This window comes from Sphingobacterium sp. (assembly GCF_032065005.1).
Taxonomy (GTDB): Bacteria; Bacteroidota; Bacteroidia; order Sphingobacteriales; family Sphingobacteriaceae; genus Sphingobacterium.
In genome coordinates this window covers 101,960-117,792 of sequence record NZ_DAMBMM010000008.1, presented here as the reverse complement: position 1 = coordinate 117,792, position 15,833 = coordinate 101,960, and the positions used below count along the sequence as shown (strand labels likewise).

14 protein-coding genes are annotated in these 15,833 nt (G+C 41.9%); 3 read left to right on the top strand and 11 right to left on the bottom strand.

Annotated elements, in window-relative coordinates:
- Positions 1-57 precede the first annotated feature (57 nt).
- The 6 genes from RT138_RS13645 to gyrB form a co-directional block, all read right to left on the bottom strand.
- Positions 58-2,304 (bottom strand): sodium-translocating pyrophosphatase, encoded by a 2,247-nt coding sequence (locus RT138_RS13645; protein WP_313191140.1) that lies wholly within the window; start codon positions 2,302-2,304, stop codon positions 58-60.
- 143 nt (positions 2,305-2,447) lie between these two features.
- Entirely contained in the window at positions 2,448-4,367 is a 1,920-nt protein-coding gene (locus tag RT138_RS13640; protein WP_313191139.1) for an ATP-dependent DNA helicase RecQ, read from the bottom strand.
- The gene (locus tag RT138_RS13635; protein WP_313191138.1) at positions 4,297-6,390 is read right to left on the bottom strand and encodes a ComEC/Rec2 family competence protein; all 2,094 of its coding nucleotides are present in this window, start codon (positions 6,388-6,390) and stop codon (positions 4,297-4,299) included. Before RT138_RS13635 ends, RT138_RS13640 begins: the two co-directional genes overlap by 71 nt.
- A 2-nt stretch (positions 6,391-6,392) precedes the next feature.
- Entirely contained in the window at positions 6,393-7,436 is a 1,044-nt protein-coding gene (locus tag RT138_RS13630) for a hypothetical protein (protein WP_313191137.1), read from the bottom strand.
- Positions 7,406-8,443: a helix-hairpin-helix domain-containing protein gene (locus RT138_RS13625; protein WP_313191136.1), complete on the bottom strand. Its 1,038-nt coding sequence runs from the start codon at positions 8,441-8,443 to the stop codon at positions 7,406-7,408. Before RT138_RS13625 ends, RT138_RS13630 begins: the two co-directional genes overlap by 31 nt.
- 400 nt (positions 8,444-8,843) lie before the next feature.
- On the bottom strand, positions 8,844-10,802 hold the full coding sequence (gyrB, locus tag RT138_RS13620; protein ID WP_185214354.1) for a DNA topoisomerase (ATP-hydrolyzing) subunit B: 1,959 nt from the start codon (positions 10,800-10,802) through the stop codon (positions 8,844-8,846).
- Between the two features lie 201 nt (positions 10,803-11,003).
- On the opposite strand from gyrB, the gene RT138_RS13615 reads away from it, so the two are divergent.
- Both RT138_RS13615 and RT138_RS13610 read left to right on the top strand, forming a co-directional pair.
- Positions 11,004-11,615, top strand: coding sequence for an OmpH family outer membrane protein (locus RT138_RS13615; RefSeq protein WP_093098363.1), 612 nt, complete (start codon positions 11,004-11,006; stop codon positions 11,613-11,615).
- 152 nt (positions 11,616-11,767) lie between these two features.
- A complete protein-coding gene (locus RT138_RS13610) occupies positions 11,768-12,673 on the top strand; it encodes a CorA family divalent cation transporter (protein WP_313191135.1) in 906 nt (301 codons plus the stop codon).
- Here RT138_RS13610 and tsaB read toward each other — a convergent pair.
- The 5 genes from tsaB to mscL all read right to left on the bottom strand — a co-directional run bounded on the left by tsaB (position 12,668) and on the right by mscL (position 14,813).
- A complete protein-coding gene (tsaB, locus tag RT138_RS13605) occupies positions 12,668-13,378 on the bottom strand; it encodes a tRNA (adenosine(37)-N6)-threonylcarbamoyltransferase complex dimerization subunit type 1 TsaB (protein WP_313191134.1) in 711 nt (236 codons plus the stop codon). The two genes, RT138_RS13610 and tsaB, sit on opposite strands and share 6 nt — an antisense overlap.
- A 6-nt stretch (positions 13,379-13,384) precedes the next feature.
- The gene (gene yidD, locus RT138_RS13600; protein ID WP_093098368.1) at positions 13,385-13,639 is read right to left on the bottom strand and encodes a membrane protein insertion efficiency factor YidD; all 255 of its coding nucleotides are present in this window, start codon (positions 13,637-13,639) and stop codon (positions 13,385-13,387) included.
- Entirely contained in the window at positions 13,602-14,015 is a 414-nt protein-coding gene (locus RT138_RS13595; RefSeq protein ID WP_313191133.1) for a ribonuclease P protein component, read from the bottom strand. Before RT138_RS13595 ends, yidD begins: the two co-directional genes overlap by 38 nt.
- Positions 14,016-14,075: 60 nt before the next feature.
- The gene (rpmH, locus tag RT138_RS13590; RefSeq protein ID WP_093098370.1) at positions 14,076-14,234 is read right to left on the bottom strand and encodes a 50S ribosomal protein L34; all 159 of its coding nucleotides are present in this window, start codon (positions 14,232-14,234) and stop codon (positions 14,076-14,078) included.
- A gap of 171 nt (positions 14,235-14,405) precedes the next feature.
- Complete coding sequence (gene mscL / locus RT138_RS13585; RefSeq protein ID WP_313191132.1) at positions 14,406-14,813, bottom strand: large-conductance mechanosensitive channel protein MscL; 408 nt, start codon at positions 14,811-14,813, stop codon at positions 14,406-14,408.
- 334 nt (positions 14,814-15,147) lie between these two features.
- Between mscL and RT138_RS13580 the strand changes: the two genes are divergently transcribed.
- Positions 15,148-15,792, top strand: a complete 645-nt coding sequence (locus RT138_RS13580) for a response regulator transcription factor (RefSeq protein WP_185214348.1) — start codon at positions 15,148-15,150, stop codon at positions 15,790-15,792.
- Positions 15,793-15,833: the final 41 nt, after the last annotated feature.

The window sequence follows — 15,833 nt, the reverse complement described above, 5'->3', positions numbered from 1 at the left end:
AAGCCCTCTGTCGCAATTTGCTTGACAGAGGGCTTTTATTTTAGAAAGGTTTAATGCTTATTTGTTTTTCGTGATTACCGGTTTATGGTCAACCATAACCACTTTTTCTTTATTTTCTACCTTATCTTTCTTTACATTTTCTGCAAGGTGATGACCGCCCAAGATTGGAGCAATCACCAACCCTACCAGACAAGTCAATTTAATCAAGATATTCATGGAAGGACCGGAAGTATCTTTGAATGGATCACCAACGGTATCTCCGGTTACTGCTGCTTTATGCGCATCAGAACCTTTGAAGGTCATCTCGCCATTGATCATGACACCGGCTTCAAATGATTTCTTGGCATTATCCCAAGCACCGCCGGCATTATTTTGGAAGATTGCCCACATGACACCTGAAACTGCTACTCCCGCCATATACGCACCTAATGCCTCTGCTCCCATCACAAAGCCAACAATGATCGGCGTGATAATGGTAATAGCACCCGGCAACATCATTTCGCGCAATGCGGCTTTGGTGGAAATATCCACACATCTTCCATAATCAGGTTTTCCAGTTCCTTCTAAGATACCTGGAATTTCACGGAATTGCCTTCTCACTTCGTTCACCATATCCATGGCTGCTTTACCTACCGACTGCATCGCCAAAGCGGAAAATACAACCGGAATCATACCACCAATGAACAAGGCTGCCAATACATCGGCTTTAAAAATATTGATACCATCGATCCCGGTAAAAGTCACATAGGCCGCAAATAAAGCTAGAGCGGTCAATGCTGCTGAGGCAATGGCAAAACCCTTTCCTACCGCAGCTGTAGTATTACCTACCGAATCCAAAACATCCGTACGCTGACGAACCTCTTTTGGCAATTCGCTCATTTCCGCAATACCGCCTGCATTATCGGCAATAGGTCCAAAGGCATCGATGGCTAATTGCATCGCTGTGGTGGCCATCATCGCTGAAGCCGCTATTGCCACTCCATAGAAACCCGCCAGTTCGTATGAACCCCAGATTGCCAATGCAAATAGGATAACTGAAGAAGCCGTCGATTTCATACCGGTAGCTAAACCCGCAATAATATTGGTCGCTGCACCTGTGGAAGAATTCTGTACAATATTCAAAACTGGTTTCTTACCCAAACCGGTATAGTATTCCGTGAATGATGAAATCAAACCTCCAACGGCTAAACCTACAATGGTTGAATAGAATATGTTCATTCGTGGGACATCCTGATAGCCTTCACCAAAAAACTTCATCTGGATAACCTCTGGCAACATATACTGGATCAAAAAGAAACAAGCAACCACCGTCAATAGGATCGATGTCCAGTTCCCCATATTTAAGGCCTTCTGTACTTGGTTTTCGCGGGCATCATTCGATGAAACCTTAACCAGGAAAGTACCGATAATAGAAGCTAAAATACCTACCCCTGCAATCACGATAGGAAGCAAGATCGGTCCCATGCCATTAAATGCATCCGTGAACTGTGACCCATTTACTTCCGACATGTCCTTGATGATATAGTTACCAAGCACCATCGAAGCCAATACGGTTGCCACATAAGATCCAAATAGATCGGCACCCATCCCAGCAACATCACCCACATTATCACCTACGTTATCTGCAATGGTCGCTGGGTTACGAGGATCATCCTCTGGAATCCCTGCTTCCACCTTACCTACCAAATCTGCTCCAACGTCAGCTGCTTTGGTATAGATACCACCACCAACTCGTGCAAATAGGGCAATTGACTCAGCGCCTAGGGAAAAGCCTGCCAGGGCCTCCAAAACAACGGTCATCTCCAGGTAGAAATTTCCACCCTCGGTCAAAAACATCTTAAGGAACAACAGAAAGAAAATACTCAATCCCAATACCGCCAATCCGGCTACGCCCAATCCCATGACGGTACCTCCAGAAAAGGAAACCTTTAGGGCTTGTGGTAGACTGGTTCTGGCTGCTTGGGTTGTTCTGACATTGGCACGAGTCGCTATCCGCATCCCGATATTCCCTGCCAAAGCCGAGAAAAAGGCACCACAGACAAAAGCAACAACAATGATCCAGTGGGAAGTCTCTACCAAGGTAGAAACGATAAAAAGTGCAATCGAGGCGATTACAACAAAAATTAACAGGATTCGGTATTCCGCTTTAAGGAAAGCCATCGCCCCCTCTTGGATACTCTTGGAAATGGATTGCATCTTGCCGTCGCCAGCATCTTGCTTACCAACCCATCCTGCTTTGACAAACATAAATAACAGACCCAATACAGCGAGTGCTGCTGGTAAATAGATGATAAATTGTTCCATACAAAGTTTATTTGGTTAGTATTAAAGATAACACATTTTTTTATCAATATACAAGCGTACAAAAACTTGTTTGTTTTCGTACTCAATCGATAAACCTTGGAGGAACAATTACTTATGCTTAAGAATTTTTATGTTGGAATTGGTTAGAGGGCATTCCAACTATAGTGCTCATTTTCCAACTTCACTTCTTCGGAATCCAATAGTTTTCGGAGGACTTTGAGGCGATCCTCATCTTTGCCTATCTCAATAGCTTCGATCAGGTCATGAAGCAACATGGGCTTTGCCAACAATAGGAACTGGATCTTCTTTTCGATAGATTCCGCCAAACCAGATTTATGCTCGCGGACCACACAGAGATCACATACGCCACAGGGTTCCTGGGCTTCTTCCCCAAAATAATGCTGCAAACTCAAACTGCGGCAATCCTTGCTGTCCAGATAATGATATATGGCCTTTACCTGATCCTCTTTGATCAGCTTTCGTTCCGCAATAAACGCGGTATCAATGTAGAGGTTCTTATAATCTACCCTTGGCTGTAAAAACTGTAATTGGGGTGAATCAGTCTTGGCCACATAGGTCATAAGCTCCTGTTGTTGCAGGTACCGCATCATCCGCACAATCTCTTCATAGGGCTTGCTCAACTTCTTGGCAATTTCAAATTCATTGATCGGGACATAATAATCAAACACTCCTCCATAAATCCTCAAAATGGCCTTTATCAAAGGATCATACTGCGCACTCTGTACCTGAAATTTATATAGCTCTTGAAAATCTACCTCGAATTTAATCCTTGCCGGAATATACACAGCTTCACTTAATGACAACCATTTATCTCTTTCCAGGTATTTCAAGGAACTCAGGGTCTTGACCACATCCAGCTTATATTTCTTGGCAAAATCGACCACATCAAAATCATAGATCAGGCCTTTCCCAGCACCGTATGCGATCTGGAAATAATTACAGAGATGATGGTAGACTTGTTGGATATATTGAAAATCCGGAAAGCTCAAATCTATATTTTCCCAGAGTTCATTGCGATCCGCCTGCTGATACAACAAGACGGGATAGGCTTTTTTTCCATCCCTACCTGCCCTTCCAGCTTCTTGATAATAGGCCTCTAGGGAGTCTGGAATGTCCAGGTGGATGACAAAACGTACATCAGGCTTATCTATTCCCATCCCGAAGGCATTGGTCGCTACAATGACCCGAACCTGGTTACTGGTCCAAGCATCCTGCTTTTTGGAACGGCTTTGCATATCCAAACCTGCATGATAGAAATCGGCCGGTATACCATGGTTCAGCAGATAACGGGCAACCTCTTGGGTTTCCCGACGGTTCCTTACATATACGATACCTGTACCACCTATCTTGGAGATGATCTTCAACATCCGCCCCATCTTATTGTCTTCCTTGAAAACCATATAACCCAAGTTTTCCCTTCGGAAACTCTTGGACAGTACATGTGGCTTCGCAAATCCTAATTTCTCCTGTATATCTTCAACGACTTTAGGGGTAGCGGTAGCGGTCAAGGCCAGGATTGGAACTTTGGGTTGTAATTCCCTTAACTTAATCAATTCCAGATACGATGGTCGAAAATCATATCCCCATTGCGAAATACAATGGGCCTCATCGATGGCAAACAGATTCACCTTCATGTGACGAATCCTTTCTTGGACCATATCGTTGTACAATCGCTCCGGTGCCAAATAGAGGAATTTGATATTGCCGAAAATACAGTTGTCCAGTGCAATATCCACCTCTCGATGGGACATCCCTGAATAAATGGCAATCCCTGGAATATTTCGCTTGCGTAGATTTTCGACTTGATCTTTCATCAGGGCAATCAATGGACTGATCACGATGCAGATCCCTTCTTGGAGCATGGCAGGGACCTGGAAACAAATAGATTTCCCGCCACCGGTTGGCATCAAAGCCAAGGTGTCATTTCCCAACAGGATTTCATGGATAATCTCTTCCTGCAAGGGACGGAATTTATCGTATCCCCAGAACTCCTTTAATATGGTTAAGCTCGTTTTTTCCATCTTGATTACTCTCCCAAACATACGCAAAATTATCCTTCAATATGTAATAAGCCCTGTTTACCCTTTTTAATTCTGCCACAGTCTGCTCGATATACCAATCAGAATTGGACCCATCCAGAATGCACATGGAAGCATTCAATTCACTCGGTAGCTGCACATTGTTTCTGAGCAATAAAATCTTGGAGGCCTGATGATCTTGCACCTTGGAATTTTGGATATATAGGTCCATATCATCATATAGATGAAGCCATTGGTTTTCATTCTTAACCTTCAAGCTGGCAAACTGAATATCTTTTGGATCCACATACTTCTTTAAATCTGGCAATACTGAAAATCGCAGGCTTTTATGTTGAGGAGAATCACAGGTACTTAACAGCAGTACTTCTGCACGATTGATATAGGCAATGCTCAACTCTTTTCTTGTATTATAGATTTTTATTCCCCGAAAGGATCGATGATCCAACCTTATTTTTAGGACCATGGCAAATAGCATGACAAAGGAAATGACCAAAGTGCAGAGAAATATTTTCGACTGTTTCTGAAATCCTATAAAAAGAAAGGCTAGACCGAGGTAGCAGAGAAAGGTTATATTCGGGTCTATAACCATTCCTTTGATGCTGGAAAAAGGAATGGAATCGATGTACTTAAGGATTTGGTAGGAAAACAAAATGCATTCGTTCAAAAGGTTTCCAAGGATCTCTCCTATCCCTTCCATTGAAAAAACAACTAGCCCCATGCCTAAATAAAGGATAACCGTAGATGGCAAGCTGATAAAAAGATTGGAAAACAGAAAGAAGGTGGGAAACTGCTGGAAATAGAAAATGGCCAAGGCAGTTGTTGATAATTGTGCTGCAATGGAAATATATAACAGGTCCAACAGCTTATTGATCCAGATCTGGGATGAATAATATATACCTTGGAGTACAGGAATAAACAGCAGGATTCCAATAACCGCGAGATAGGAAAGCTGAAAACCAATATCAAAAAGCATAAAAGGATCAAAAACCAATAATAAAAATGCGGAGGAAAAGACTGTGTTTAATGATAGGACGACACGAGCGCGCCAATGTCCGATCAAGTACAGGCTAAACATTAAGGTTGCTCGCAGCACAGCGGGGACAAAACCACAGATCAGCGCATAAAACCAAATAAAACAGAGAATAAGAAGGTATCTTGCCTTTCGTCCATGGGCTAGGCGATCTATCGGTTTTAATATCCAGGTCAAAAGCAGGAACATCAAACCGACGTGCATACCTGATACACTCAGTACATGAATGGTCCCTGTGTTAGAGAACACTTCCATCAGCTCATCGGCCATGTCGGAGCGATATCCAAAAGTAATCGCACTGGCAATCTGAAAGGCTGAAGGATCGTTGATAAATTTCCTGAAGTTCATCTGAAGCCTTTCCTGATATTGCAAAACCCAGCTTTCAAACCTGTTGATCTTGGCAATTTTCACTTGCAACAATTGATCTTTAGGGATAAAGACCTGATAGAATATACCCTTTCCATTTAAATATTTTGAATAGTCAAATTGTCCTGGATTGAAGGCTGGATCCAATTCCTTAATCTTGGCCCTAAACCCAATGATATCGCCCTTGTGCAAATGGACTATGCTGGAATCTTTATCCCAAATAGTGGCCATAAGCAGGATATCCATCGGTTTTGGACCTGAAGGAAGATGTTGGAAATTCAGTTCAAGCTTACTTTTTAAAACCTGACCTTTTCTGCTTGGCTCTTCCAATAATTTCCCTGAATAGATCAGCGTTTTGGATAGATTGACTTTTTCTTTGGGCATTTTTATCGCAAGGCTCAAGACCCCCAACAGAAATAATAGGACATAGATCAGATAGTAAAGTTTTCTTGATTTTTTCCGCATCCAAAAAAGGAGAAGGAGAACAAACAACATCAGGATCAATAGTGCCAATCCTTGGAAATAGGCATAATTCCAATGGATCTGAAAGGAGACCAATATCCCAAGTCCGAAGCATAGACATATCCGAAAGAAGGGAATCTGTTCTATTTTCAATTCTTGGATTTCCATGGTCACCAGGAATAACGGATTTGCAATTTTATATCCGACTTTTTATTCCCGGAAATCTGATCCAAACCAGAGCCTATATGCGTTTGACCTAGATAGTGTGTCAGGGCATACCTGAGCCAAATATCTATCCCTTTAATGGGTCTCAGTTTTTGGTTGAAATAGGCTCGAAACCCTTTTCGAAAATAAGATGGAAATGAAAAACCATACAGTACATCTCTTTCGTAAGCATATAATCGCGATTCGTAGGATTCAGCATTGAAATAGGCCAAGCGGAGGTTCCCGCCCATCCGCCAGCTAGCTTTATTCCAGATCAAATCTTGATATGCCATGAAACCATGCTTTTTCCCCAAGTTGCTTTTATGGAACTCTTTCACTTCCATCTGATGTCCAATCTGTATCGTATTATTGAGCTTGTACAGGAAGATCAGTCTCGCCTGTTGCCTCGCTACATCTGCCACAGCTATTGCCCCCTTCTGCGTAGCAGAATAGTTCTCCTGATAGAATTTATATTGATACCGTAATCGCAGATGCCCTTTCTTATACCAGATATAACTTATTTGGCTTCGTCCCAGGAAGGAATAGGAAGCTTCTTTGGTCCTGAATTTCATCCAAGGGAATATTACATAGTCTACGCTATTCATCCATTCTATTTTCCGGTTTGGTTGAAAGGCGAAACTCAGGCTCCAGGCTTTTTCATTGGACAAATGAGATTGTGCCTGAAGAGACTGAGCAAAGAATGCATGATAATCTTTCGCATAATTCCTATAGGAAATGGAAGCGGAAAACTTCCTGCCCAGCGCAGCTATCAATCCATGGTTATGGGCCCATCCAGATCCAATGGAATGTGCTGATTCTCCAAATAGCAACATGTTGTATAGATTGTATTGATAGTAGGCAGAAACGTTCTGTAAATTTTGACCTTCAAATCTATAGCGGCTGTGGGCTTTCGTATTTAGCTTTAGGGGCAAGCTGAATTGCGTATTCACAAGATTTGCCCCTACTTTAAAAATGTTATTCACATAGCCCACTTGAAGTCCGTAGACCATTTGATCGAGCCTTTTCCGATTTTTCCATCGGTGGGCGTTCGATGTAATCCAGAATAATTGATGCTCTCGACAAACGGATATTTGCCTTGGGTATTTAGGCTGGCCGAGAGGTTATTGTAGGAAAAAAACGGGCTAAGCTCAAAGCTTTTCCTCTTGATTCGAATCGCCATGCCACGCATAAATTTACTTTCCATCATTCCTGTATGCGGCCTAATCCCCAATCCCTGCTGCATAATGTTTGCAACAGATGCTGACCTACCCACTACAGGTCCATTCCATAAGGATAGGCCTTGGCCAAACTGCAATAGATAATCGCCCACAACAATCTGATCAAAGGGGCCCAGCTTATTGATCAAGATCGATCCTGAAGTATAATCGAAACCCATCCTTCTATCCTTTATGGAAAAAGGTTCACCCGCATCCTTCTTCATGTTGAGGCTGACCTTAAGCTTCTTTCGGGCATTCCAGCGGATACGATTGATGACCCTGTCCGGACTGCCCAAATACCTTGACCGTTTCGGATCGGCGATCTCATAGCCTCTAGGCACCTGCAATCCACGGGAATAGGTCATCATCCAAGATCCACTTGGCTCCTTGAGGATTTCGCGCCAATGCCCATCTCCATCCAAAAGGTTTTCATTGACCCTGACAAAGGGAAGCAGTCTTTCTAAAGTTTCTAGATTGATGCTTGGAATAGCCTGAAGTTCCAAGGTAGAGATAAATGGTCCAGCTTTCTCGCGGTGCAGGAGGATCTGCTGTACCTGAAATGGTGAAAGGAAAATCAATTGATTTAGATCCGCTGCTGTTACCTTGTTCAAATCCAGGGGTCGCTTTAAGTATTGGGATAAGGCTTCTGCATAATCGGAAAGACCTGCATCTACTTCACTTTCATCGATGAGCTGGTTGACTATTATTTCTTCGGTTTCACTTTCATTTTGGGCAAGTACAGAACATGAAAAAAGGCATAGGGCAAAATGCGAAAGCAAACAACGAAAAATACTATTCATTCAAAAAAGCAATACAAATCCATACTCGGGTTTTCATGCTAAATATCGTTGCCCTCTGTTAATAGGGAATGATTTCTATTTTAAACTATGACTAAGGGTACGGTACTGTAGAATAACTTTTGGTAAAGTACAGCTGAAGATCAGGACAGGGAAAAGGCGAAAACCTTAAAGAAAGAATAGGGTTGAAAAATAAAAAAATCGAAAAAAGTTGGAGGGCTTTACCTTACTCTTATTCGAGGCATGTTCGGGACATATTGCGAAAATTCCGAATATGGCCCGAATAAGACCAAAATCAGAATGGGGGAAAAATTCATGGCAAATTCATGTTAAGAAAAAGTAAAGGTGGTCAAAATTACTTCTGACCACCTTTAACCTGTGAAACTTATATTTTGATCTATTCTTAGATATCAATTTTTGCGTAACGTGCATTCGCTTCGATGAACTCTCTACGAGGTGCAACCTCATCACCCATTAGCATGGAGAAGATACGGTCACATTCAGCAGCGTTTTCAATGGTGACTTGGCGAAGCGTACGTTTTTCAGGATCCATGGTCGTATCCCATAACTGCTCGGCGTTCATCTCTCCAAGACCTTTATAACGTTGAACATGTACGCTATCTTCTTTACCTGCACCTTTTAAGCGTTGGATTGCTGCCAGACGCTGATCTTCGGTCCAAGCGTATTCGAAGTCTTTACCTTTCTTCACCAAATATAATGGTGGAGTAGCGATATAGACATAGCCACGTTCAATCAATTCTTTCATGTAACGGAAATAGAAAGTCAACAACAAGGTTGCAATGTGCGAACCATCGACGTCGGCATCCGTCATGATGATGATCTTGTGGTAACGAAGTTTATCAATGTTCAAGGCTTTGGAATCTTCGGCGGTACCGATCGACACTCCTAATGCGGTGAACATGTTCTTGATCTCTTCATTTTCGTAGATCTTGTGTTCCATGGCTTTTTCCACGTTCAAGATCTTACCACGCAAAGGCATGATGGCCTGAGTAGCACGGTCACGGCCTTGTTTCGCCGTTCCACCCGCTGAGTCCCCCTCGACGAAGAAGATCTCACATCTTTCAGGATCTCTATCCGAACAGTCGGCCAGTTTTCCAGGAAGACCGGAACCACCCATTACGGTTTTACGTTGCACCAATTCTCTTGCCTTACGCGCAGCAGCACGTGCTTGGGCAGCGATCACTACCTTCTGTACGATTTGCTTAGCCTCTTTCGGGTTCTCTTCCAAATAAGAGCTCAAGATCTCGCCCACGGCAACATCTACGGCACCCATTACTTCCGAGTTACCTAATTTGGTTTTGGTCTGTCCCTCGAATTGAGGTTCTGCAACCTTTACCGAAATTACCGCAGTAAGTCCTTCGCGGAAGTCATCACCCGTGATCTCAACTTTCAAGTTTTTCAATAGACCGGAATCGTCAGCGTATTTCTTCAGCGTTCGGGTCAATCCTCTACGGAAACCAGCAACGTGAGAACCACCTTCGATGGTATTGATATTATTTACGTAAGAATGTACATTCTCTGAGTACGTATCGTTGTATTGCAGGGCAAGTTCAACAGGAACTCCTTGCTTGATACCTTCCACATAGATAGGTTCAGGGATCAGAGCGGTTCTATTACCGTCCAAGAATTTCACGAATTCCTGAAGACCACCTTCAGATAGGTATACATTTTTCTTAAACTCGCCATTGTCCAAGATTTCCCTTTCATCGATCAAGGTCAACTTAATGCCTTTGTTCAAGAAAGAAAGCTCTCTAAGACGGTTTGCTAAAGTATCGTAGTTATAAACGGTGGTAGTGGTAAAGATTTCCGGGTCAGGAATGAATGTAACAATGGTTCCTGTGACATCACTGGTACCGATTTCTTTTACATCAGCCTGAGGTTTTCCTTGTGCATATTCTTGGACAAAGATCTTACCTTCTCTATGTACTTCAGCGCGTAGATGAGTGGAAAGGGCATTCACACAGGAAACCCCCACACCGTGCAAACCTCCGGACACCTTGTAGGTATCCTTGTCGAATTTACCACCGGCGTGCAATACAGTCATTACAAGCTCTAAAGCAGATTTCTTTTCTTTTTTATTGATCCCTGTTGGAATACCACGACCGTTGTCGCGTACAGATACACCGTTAGATTTTAGAATGGTTACGACGATGTCGTTACAATAACCGGCAACAGCTTCATCGATAGAGTTATCGACTACTTCATAAACCAAGTGATGTAGGCCTTTTACGCCTGTATCACCGATGTACATGGAAGGGCGCTTACGTACAGCTTCTAATCCTTCTAATACCTGGATATTATCCGCTGAATACGTAGATGCATTTTTATTTTCTTCGCTCATGAAAATCCTTTAAAATTACTGTTGATTAACTTTCAAAAATACGAAATTTTCCCCTAATAATCAAATAAAAAAGGCAACGTGAACGAGCAAAATTAACATTATTTCACTATTTAAATTCCATAGGAAATAGCGGCGTTTTTAGAATAATTGAAATTTTTATATTAGGTTTGTCATTAAGAAAATCGAAATATAAAACACAGAATGAATAAACTATTAAAAATTACCTTAGGTCTTGTTGCTACTGCAGCAATCGTATCTTGTAATCAACAGGCTAGTACCCAAGCAGAAAAATCACCATCTGCAGCAACAACTACCGCTACTACGCCTGACCCTACTGACAAAATCGCCTATGTAAACTCGGATACTCTTTCTGAGAAATACCAATATTTCAAAGACGTTCGCACTAAATTGGAAGCTAAAGTGAAAAAAGCACAGAGCGACCTTCAAGCGAAGGGGCAAGCTTACCAACGTGAACTTGCTGAATACCAACAAAAAGCAGCGACCATGAGCGCTTCGGAGCGTCAAGCTACGGAAGAGCGTTTGGTAAGACACCAAAATGACCTGGGCCGCATGGACCAAAATGCTTCTACTTCCATTGCGCAAGAAGAACAGACTGAATTCACTAAAGTGTACACCACCATCACCGACCACCTGAAGAAACACTCGGAAGGAAAAGGTTACAAATTGGTATTGACCTATTCAAAAACCAATCCTGCGGTATTGTATGCTGATCCGAAAATGGACATCACAAACGAAGTTTTAGATGCCCTGAACAAGGAATACAAAGACAAAAGCGCTGCTGATAAAAAATAAGCAGTAAAGGATATTATGGAGATGCCCCGATCTATCGGGGCATTTTTTATGCCCTATAGTTCCGCAAAAAACTGTCAAAGGCATGCCTATCCTTACAAATCAAATTTGTAAATTGATAGAATCTCACTAAATTTCATCATTAAACGAAATACATGGTACGACATATCCTCCGAAAAGAAGAAAATGGTTACGACTGGTACGAGATCCTGGATCCTACCCTAGAGGACTTTATCGAACTCAAGGCAAAATACGACCTGAACGATGCCTCCATCAAGGACTGCTTGGAAATTGGCCACCTTCCCAAGATTGAGGAATTCGACAACTACCACTTCCTGATCCTGCGCTCCATTGCCGATTCCTTTCCGGAAAATTCGGATACCCTAGCAGATATCACCTTACGTATTTCGGTCTTTTACGATGAAGATTTCATCATTACGGTCCACAGGAATGAAATCCCATTGCTCAATGAACTGATTGAACTGGACAAGACCAATAAAAAGCTGAAGTCCAGCAAGAGCTTGGTCAACAGCTTGGTATCGCAATCGCTGAAAACCTTCGAAAACCTGGTGATCAATGACCTGGCCGAGAAACTGGATGATTATGAAGAGATCGTGTTTTTGCACAGAAAGCGGAAACCCTTCCTGATGAAGCTATATTACCTGAAAAGGCAGGTGGACCTCATCAAGATTATCCTAACCCTGTACAAGGACATTGTGGACTATTTCCATATGCCGGAATACCAGAACATCTATACGCAGGACCTGAGGGACATTTACTCCAGAACGAACACCCTATATAGGAATATTGCTGAAAATACGGCTCAGTTGCTTTCCGTTTACTTTAACATAGAATCCAACCACACCAATGAGATCATGCGTATCCTGACCATTATCTCGGTGTTCTTTATGCCATTGACCTTTATCGTCGGAGTATATGGGATGAACTTCAAATATATGCCCGAGCTGGATTGGTTGCTAGGCTATCCTGCAGTCTGGATTTTGATGATCTTGGTTTCCCTGATGATCTACATCTGGTTCAAAAGGAAAAGATGGTTATAATAAAGGGGATTTCTTGGGGGTGGTAGCCACAAAATCTTTGAGATAGAAAGGCTCAAAATAGGCCACATCTTCAAATTTCTGATCCTGCAGTTTCCTGTAGGAAACTTCATCCTGGAAGTTGGCAATGGAATCGAAGCCAGCGATGACCTGAACCTTATCGTTATTTTCAAAAGTAGGGGTAAACTTATCTGCACCTGAACCGAAAAGGACCAGTCGGTATCCCTCGTTCAGGTATCCATCAAATGTATGTTCATCGATGATCAAGGCTTCGGTTTCCTTATACAGGTTTCCGTCTGCGCGGAAAACTGCGGTATAAACCTCTCTCCGTCTTGCATCGATCATTGGCAACAGTAGCACCTTATCATCACTTTGGGGATATTTGGCCATAAAACCGTCTTTTAGCGCTTCTAAGGTATTATTGGCGATAAGCGGGATATCCAAGGCGTAACACAGTCCTTTTGCCGTAGAGACGCCAATTCGCAGTCCGGTATAGGATCCTGGCCCCATGCTTACGGCTACTGCGGCAAGCTGATCAAGGGTCATGGCAGCCTTATCCATTAATTCCTGGATGAAAACGGTCAGTTTGGTCGCATGAAGATTGGGTTCATTGCCGACAACGCTGAATAGATTTTGACCATGATTGGAAAGAGAAACCGAACAGAGATTGGTGGCAGTCTCGATGGAAAGGATATACGAATTTGACATAGTGAATTAAGGAACTGGATCGTGCCCATGTCCACCCCAAGGGTTGCAACGGGCAATACGTTTAATAGTGAGCCAACCGCCCTTGAATGGGCCGTGCTTAAGAATTGCTTCTTTGCCGTATTGGGAACAGGTTGGGGAATATCGGCAGCTAGCGCCGAGCAATGGTGACAGAAATAGCTGGTAAATCTTGATTATGAGCAAAAAAAGCCACTTTAAGGGTAACTTAATTCCTTTCTCCCAGATTAGATTTAGATATTTCATGTTCTAGTTTACCGATCAATTGACCAAGCTTGCCCTGAAGCGTTTCCATAGGTAGCTTTTCATTACTTACGTACTGAATGGCCAGCAACAAATTTAAGGAATGATCTTGTAAAAAGGAATAGAGTTTGTCTTTCTCGAGCCTGTAACATTCCCGGGTAAGTCTTTTGATACGGTTTCGGTCCACTGCTTTTTTGAAGCGTTTCTTGGGGACCGAGGTAATGACCTGAGCGGGGAATTGCTGTTCGGGATTGGCGGGCTGGCTAAGGTAAACCACTCGGAAAGGATATACAACAAAAGAAGAACCATTATGGAAAAGATCGTCAATAGACCTTTTGCTACATAATCGTTCTTCTTTTTTAAATGTATATTTTTTCATCACGATGACCATAAAGCCGGCTAAAACAGCGCGGTCCCTATATCACCGGCGAGCGCAAGATTAACCTTTGTGACGGCTTTCGTCAGAAACTGAAAGGCGTTTTCTTCCTTTTGCTCTACGAGCAGCAAGTACTCTTCTACCATTTGCAGAGCTCATACGCTCTCTGAATCCGTGTTTATTTCTTCTTTTTCTTTGCGAAGGTTGAAATGTTCTCTTCATGACGCTTTTATGCTTGTTTTAATACTTTTAATCAAATTATCCCTCAAAAGAGGAATGCAAAAATAAAGTTTATTTCACACATACGCAACACTCTAAATCTAATAAATAAAAAAAAGCAAATTATTTGGGCCAATAACCCTCATAATTTGCTTTAGAGCATATATTTTATGCTTATTTATTTTTTAAAATATCGCGGATCTCAGCAAGCAATGCTTCCTCTTTTGTAGGAGCTGGAGCTGCTTCTGGTTCTTTTGGTTCTTCTTTTTTCAAAGAATTGATCCCTTTAATCACCAAGAAAATACAGAAAGCAATGATCAGGAACTGGATCAACACGTTGATGAAGTTACCATATGTTACGGCCACTTCGGCAACACCTGCTGCTTCGTTTCCTTCTTTGATAACATATTTCATGGCGGAGAAATCTACACCACCGGTGATGAATCCAATAGGAGGCATGATGATATCATCGACCAAGGAGGTAACGATTTTTCCAAACGCGCCACCGATAACAACACCGACAGCTAGATCAATCACGCTGCCGCGCATAGCGAATTCTTTAAATTCTTTTAAAAATCCCATAAGTTAAATAGTCTAAAAGTGAATATAATATGTTTAAATTGTTTTTCCCTTAATAGTTGTGTAATGTATTGAATATCTTACAAAAAAAGCGGTTTACATTCACAAACTAAAATTATTTTCAAAATAAATGAGTATTTTTATTGTATACTAGGTACTTCTACCATGAAGGCAGAGCACAAAACTTTAAATTAATTTTTAAAGAGAACGAATACATATAAAATTATTATATTTGAGGAAACAAATTAACTACTAAATACAATTTTTCAACCCAAATCCATACGTTGAGAAATTCAAAAAAATCATGTGAATCTAGGGTAATTTGTGTAATAACTTTATGAAAAAAATATTAATAGCCGACGACCATATTATTGTCCGACTGGGGGTGTCAACTGCCATTAAGGAGACTTTAAAAGCGGTTGAGATAGTCCATGCGCAAACATATGATGAGGTATTTGCACAATTAAAGACAACACATTTTGATTTACTTCTCCTAGATATCAATATGCCGGGAGGAAATAACATCAAGGTGATCAAGGAGTTGTTGGACATTCAACCTGACTTAAAAATCTTAGTCTTTTCTTCTTATGACGAGACCTTGTACGCCCTTCGCTATATAGAGGCTGGTGCTGCGGGCTATGTCAATAAAACGACTAGCATGACCGAATTCACCAATGCCATCAATAGCATTTTTGAACGTGGACGCTATATGTCAGAAGCCATTAAGGACCTGTATGTTCAGAAACTGACGACCAGTAAATCCAAGGTGGACAGCCTGAATCCTCTGTACAAACTTTCTAATCGCGAAATGGACGTGGCAAGACACTTAATTGAAGGATTGGGGATCATCGAGGTTTCAAACAGGTTGAACCTGAGCTCGTCCACAGTGAGTACCTATAAGAGTAGAATTTTCGAGAAACTGGGTGTGCACAACATCCCAGATTTGATATCGCTGTTCAAAATGAACGCAGATAAGGAATAACCGAACGGTTATTCCTTATTTTTTTATCTTCTACCTAGGAG

Excerpts from the sequence above, each read along its gene's own strand:
- RT138_RS13580 (WP_185214348.1), top strand. The coding sequence starts at position 15,148 with ATGAAAAAAATATTAATAGCCGACGACCATATTATTGTCCGACTGGGG.
- RT138_RS13645 (WP_313191140.1), bottom strand. The coding sequence starts at position 2,304 with ATGGAACAATTTATCATCTATTTACCAGCAGCACTCGCTGTATTGGGT.
- RT138_RS13610 (WP_313191135.1), top strand. The coding sequence starts at position 11,768 with ATGGTACGACATATCCTCCGAAAAGAAGAAAATGGTTACGACTGGTAC.
- RT138_RS13625 (WP_313191136.1), bottom strand. The coding sequence starts at position 8,443 with ATGAATAGTATTTTTCGTTGTTTGCTTTCGCATTTTGCCCTATGCCTT.
- RT138_RS13635 (WP_313191138.1), bottom strand. The coding sequence starts at position 6,390 with ATGGAAATCCAAGAATTGAAAATAGAACAGATTCCCTTCTTTCGGATA.
- RT138_RS13640 (WP_313191139.1), bottom strand. The coding sequence starts at position 4,367 with ATGTTTGGGAGAGTAATCAAGATGGAAAAAACGAGCTTAACCATATTA.
- yidD (WP_093098368.1), bottom strand. The coding sequence starts at position 13,639 with ATGAAATATCTAAATCTAATCTGGGAGAAAGGAATTAAGTTACCCTTA.
- mscL (WP_313191132.1), bottom strand. The coding sequence starts at position 14,813 with ATGGGATTTTTAAAAGAATTTAAAGAATTCGCTATGCGCGGCAGCGTG.
- RT138_RS13630 (WP_313191137.1), bottom strand. The coding sequence starts at position 7,436 with ATGGTCTACGGACTTCAAGTGGGCTATGTGAATAACATTTTTAAAGTA.
- gyrB (WP_185214354.1), bottom strand. The coding sequence starts at position 10,802 with ATGAGCGAAGAAAATAAAAATGCATCTACGTATTCAGCGGATAATATC.
- RT138_RS13595 (WP_313191133.1), bottom strand. The coding sequence starts at position 14,015 with ATGAAAAAATATACATTTAAAAAAGAAGAACGATTATGTAGCAAAAGG.
- RT138_RS13615 (WP_093098363.1), top strand. The coding sequence starts at position 11,004 with ATGAATAAACTATTAAAAATTACCTTAGGTCTTGTTGCTACTGCAGCA.
- tsaB (WP_313191134.1), bottom strand. The coding sequence starts at position 13,378 with ATGTCAAATTCGTATATCCTTTCCATCGAGACTGCCACCAATCTCTGT.
- rpmH (WP_093098370.1), bottom strand. The coding sequence starts at position 14,234 with ATGAAGAGAACATTTCAACCTTCGCAAAGAAAAAGAAGAAATAAACAC.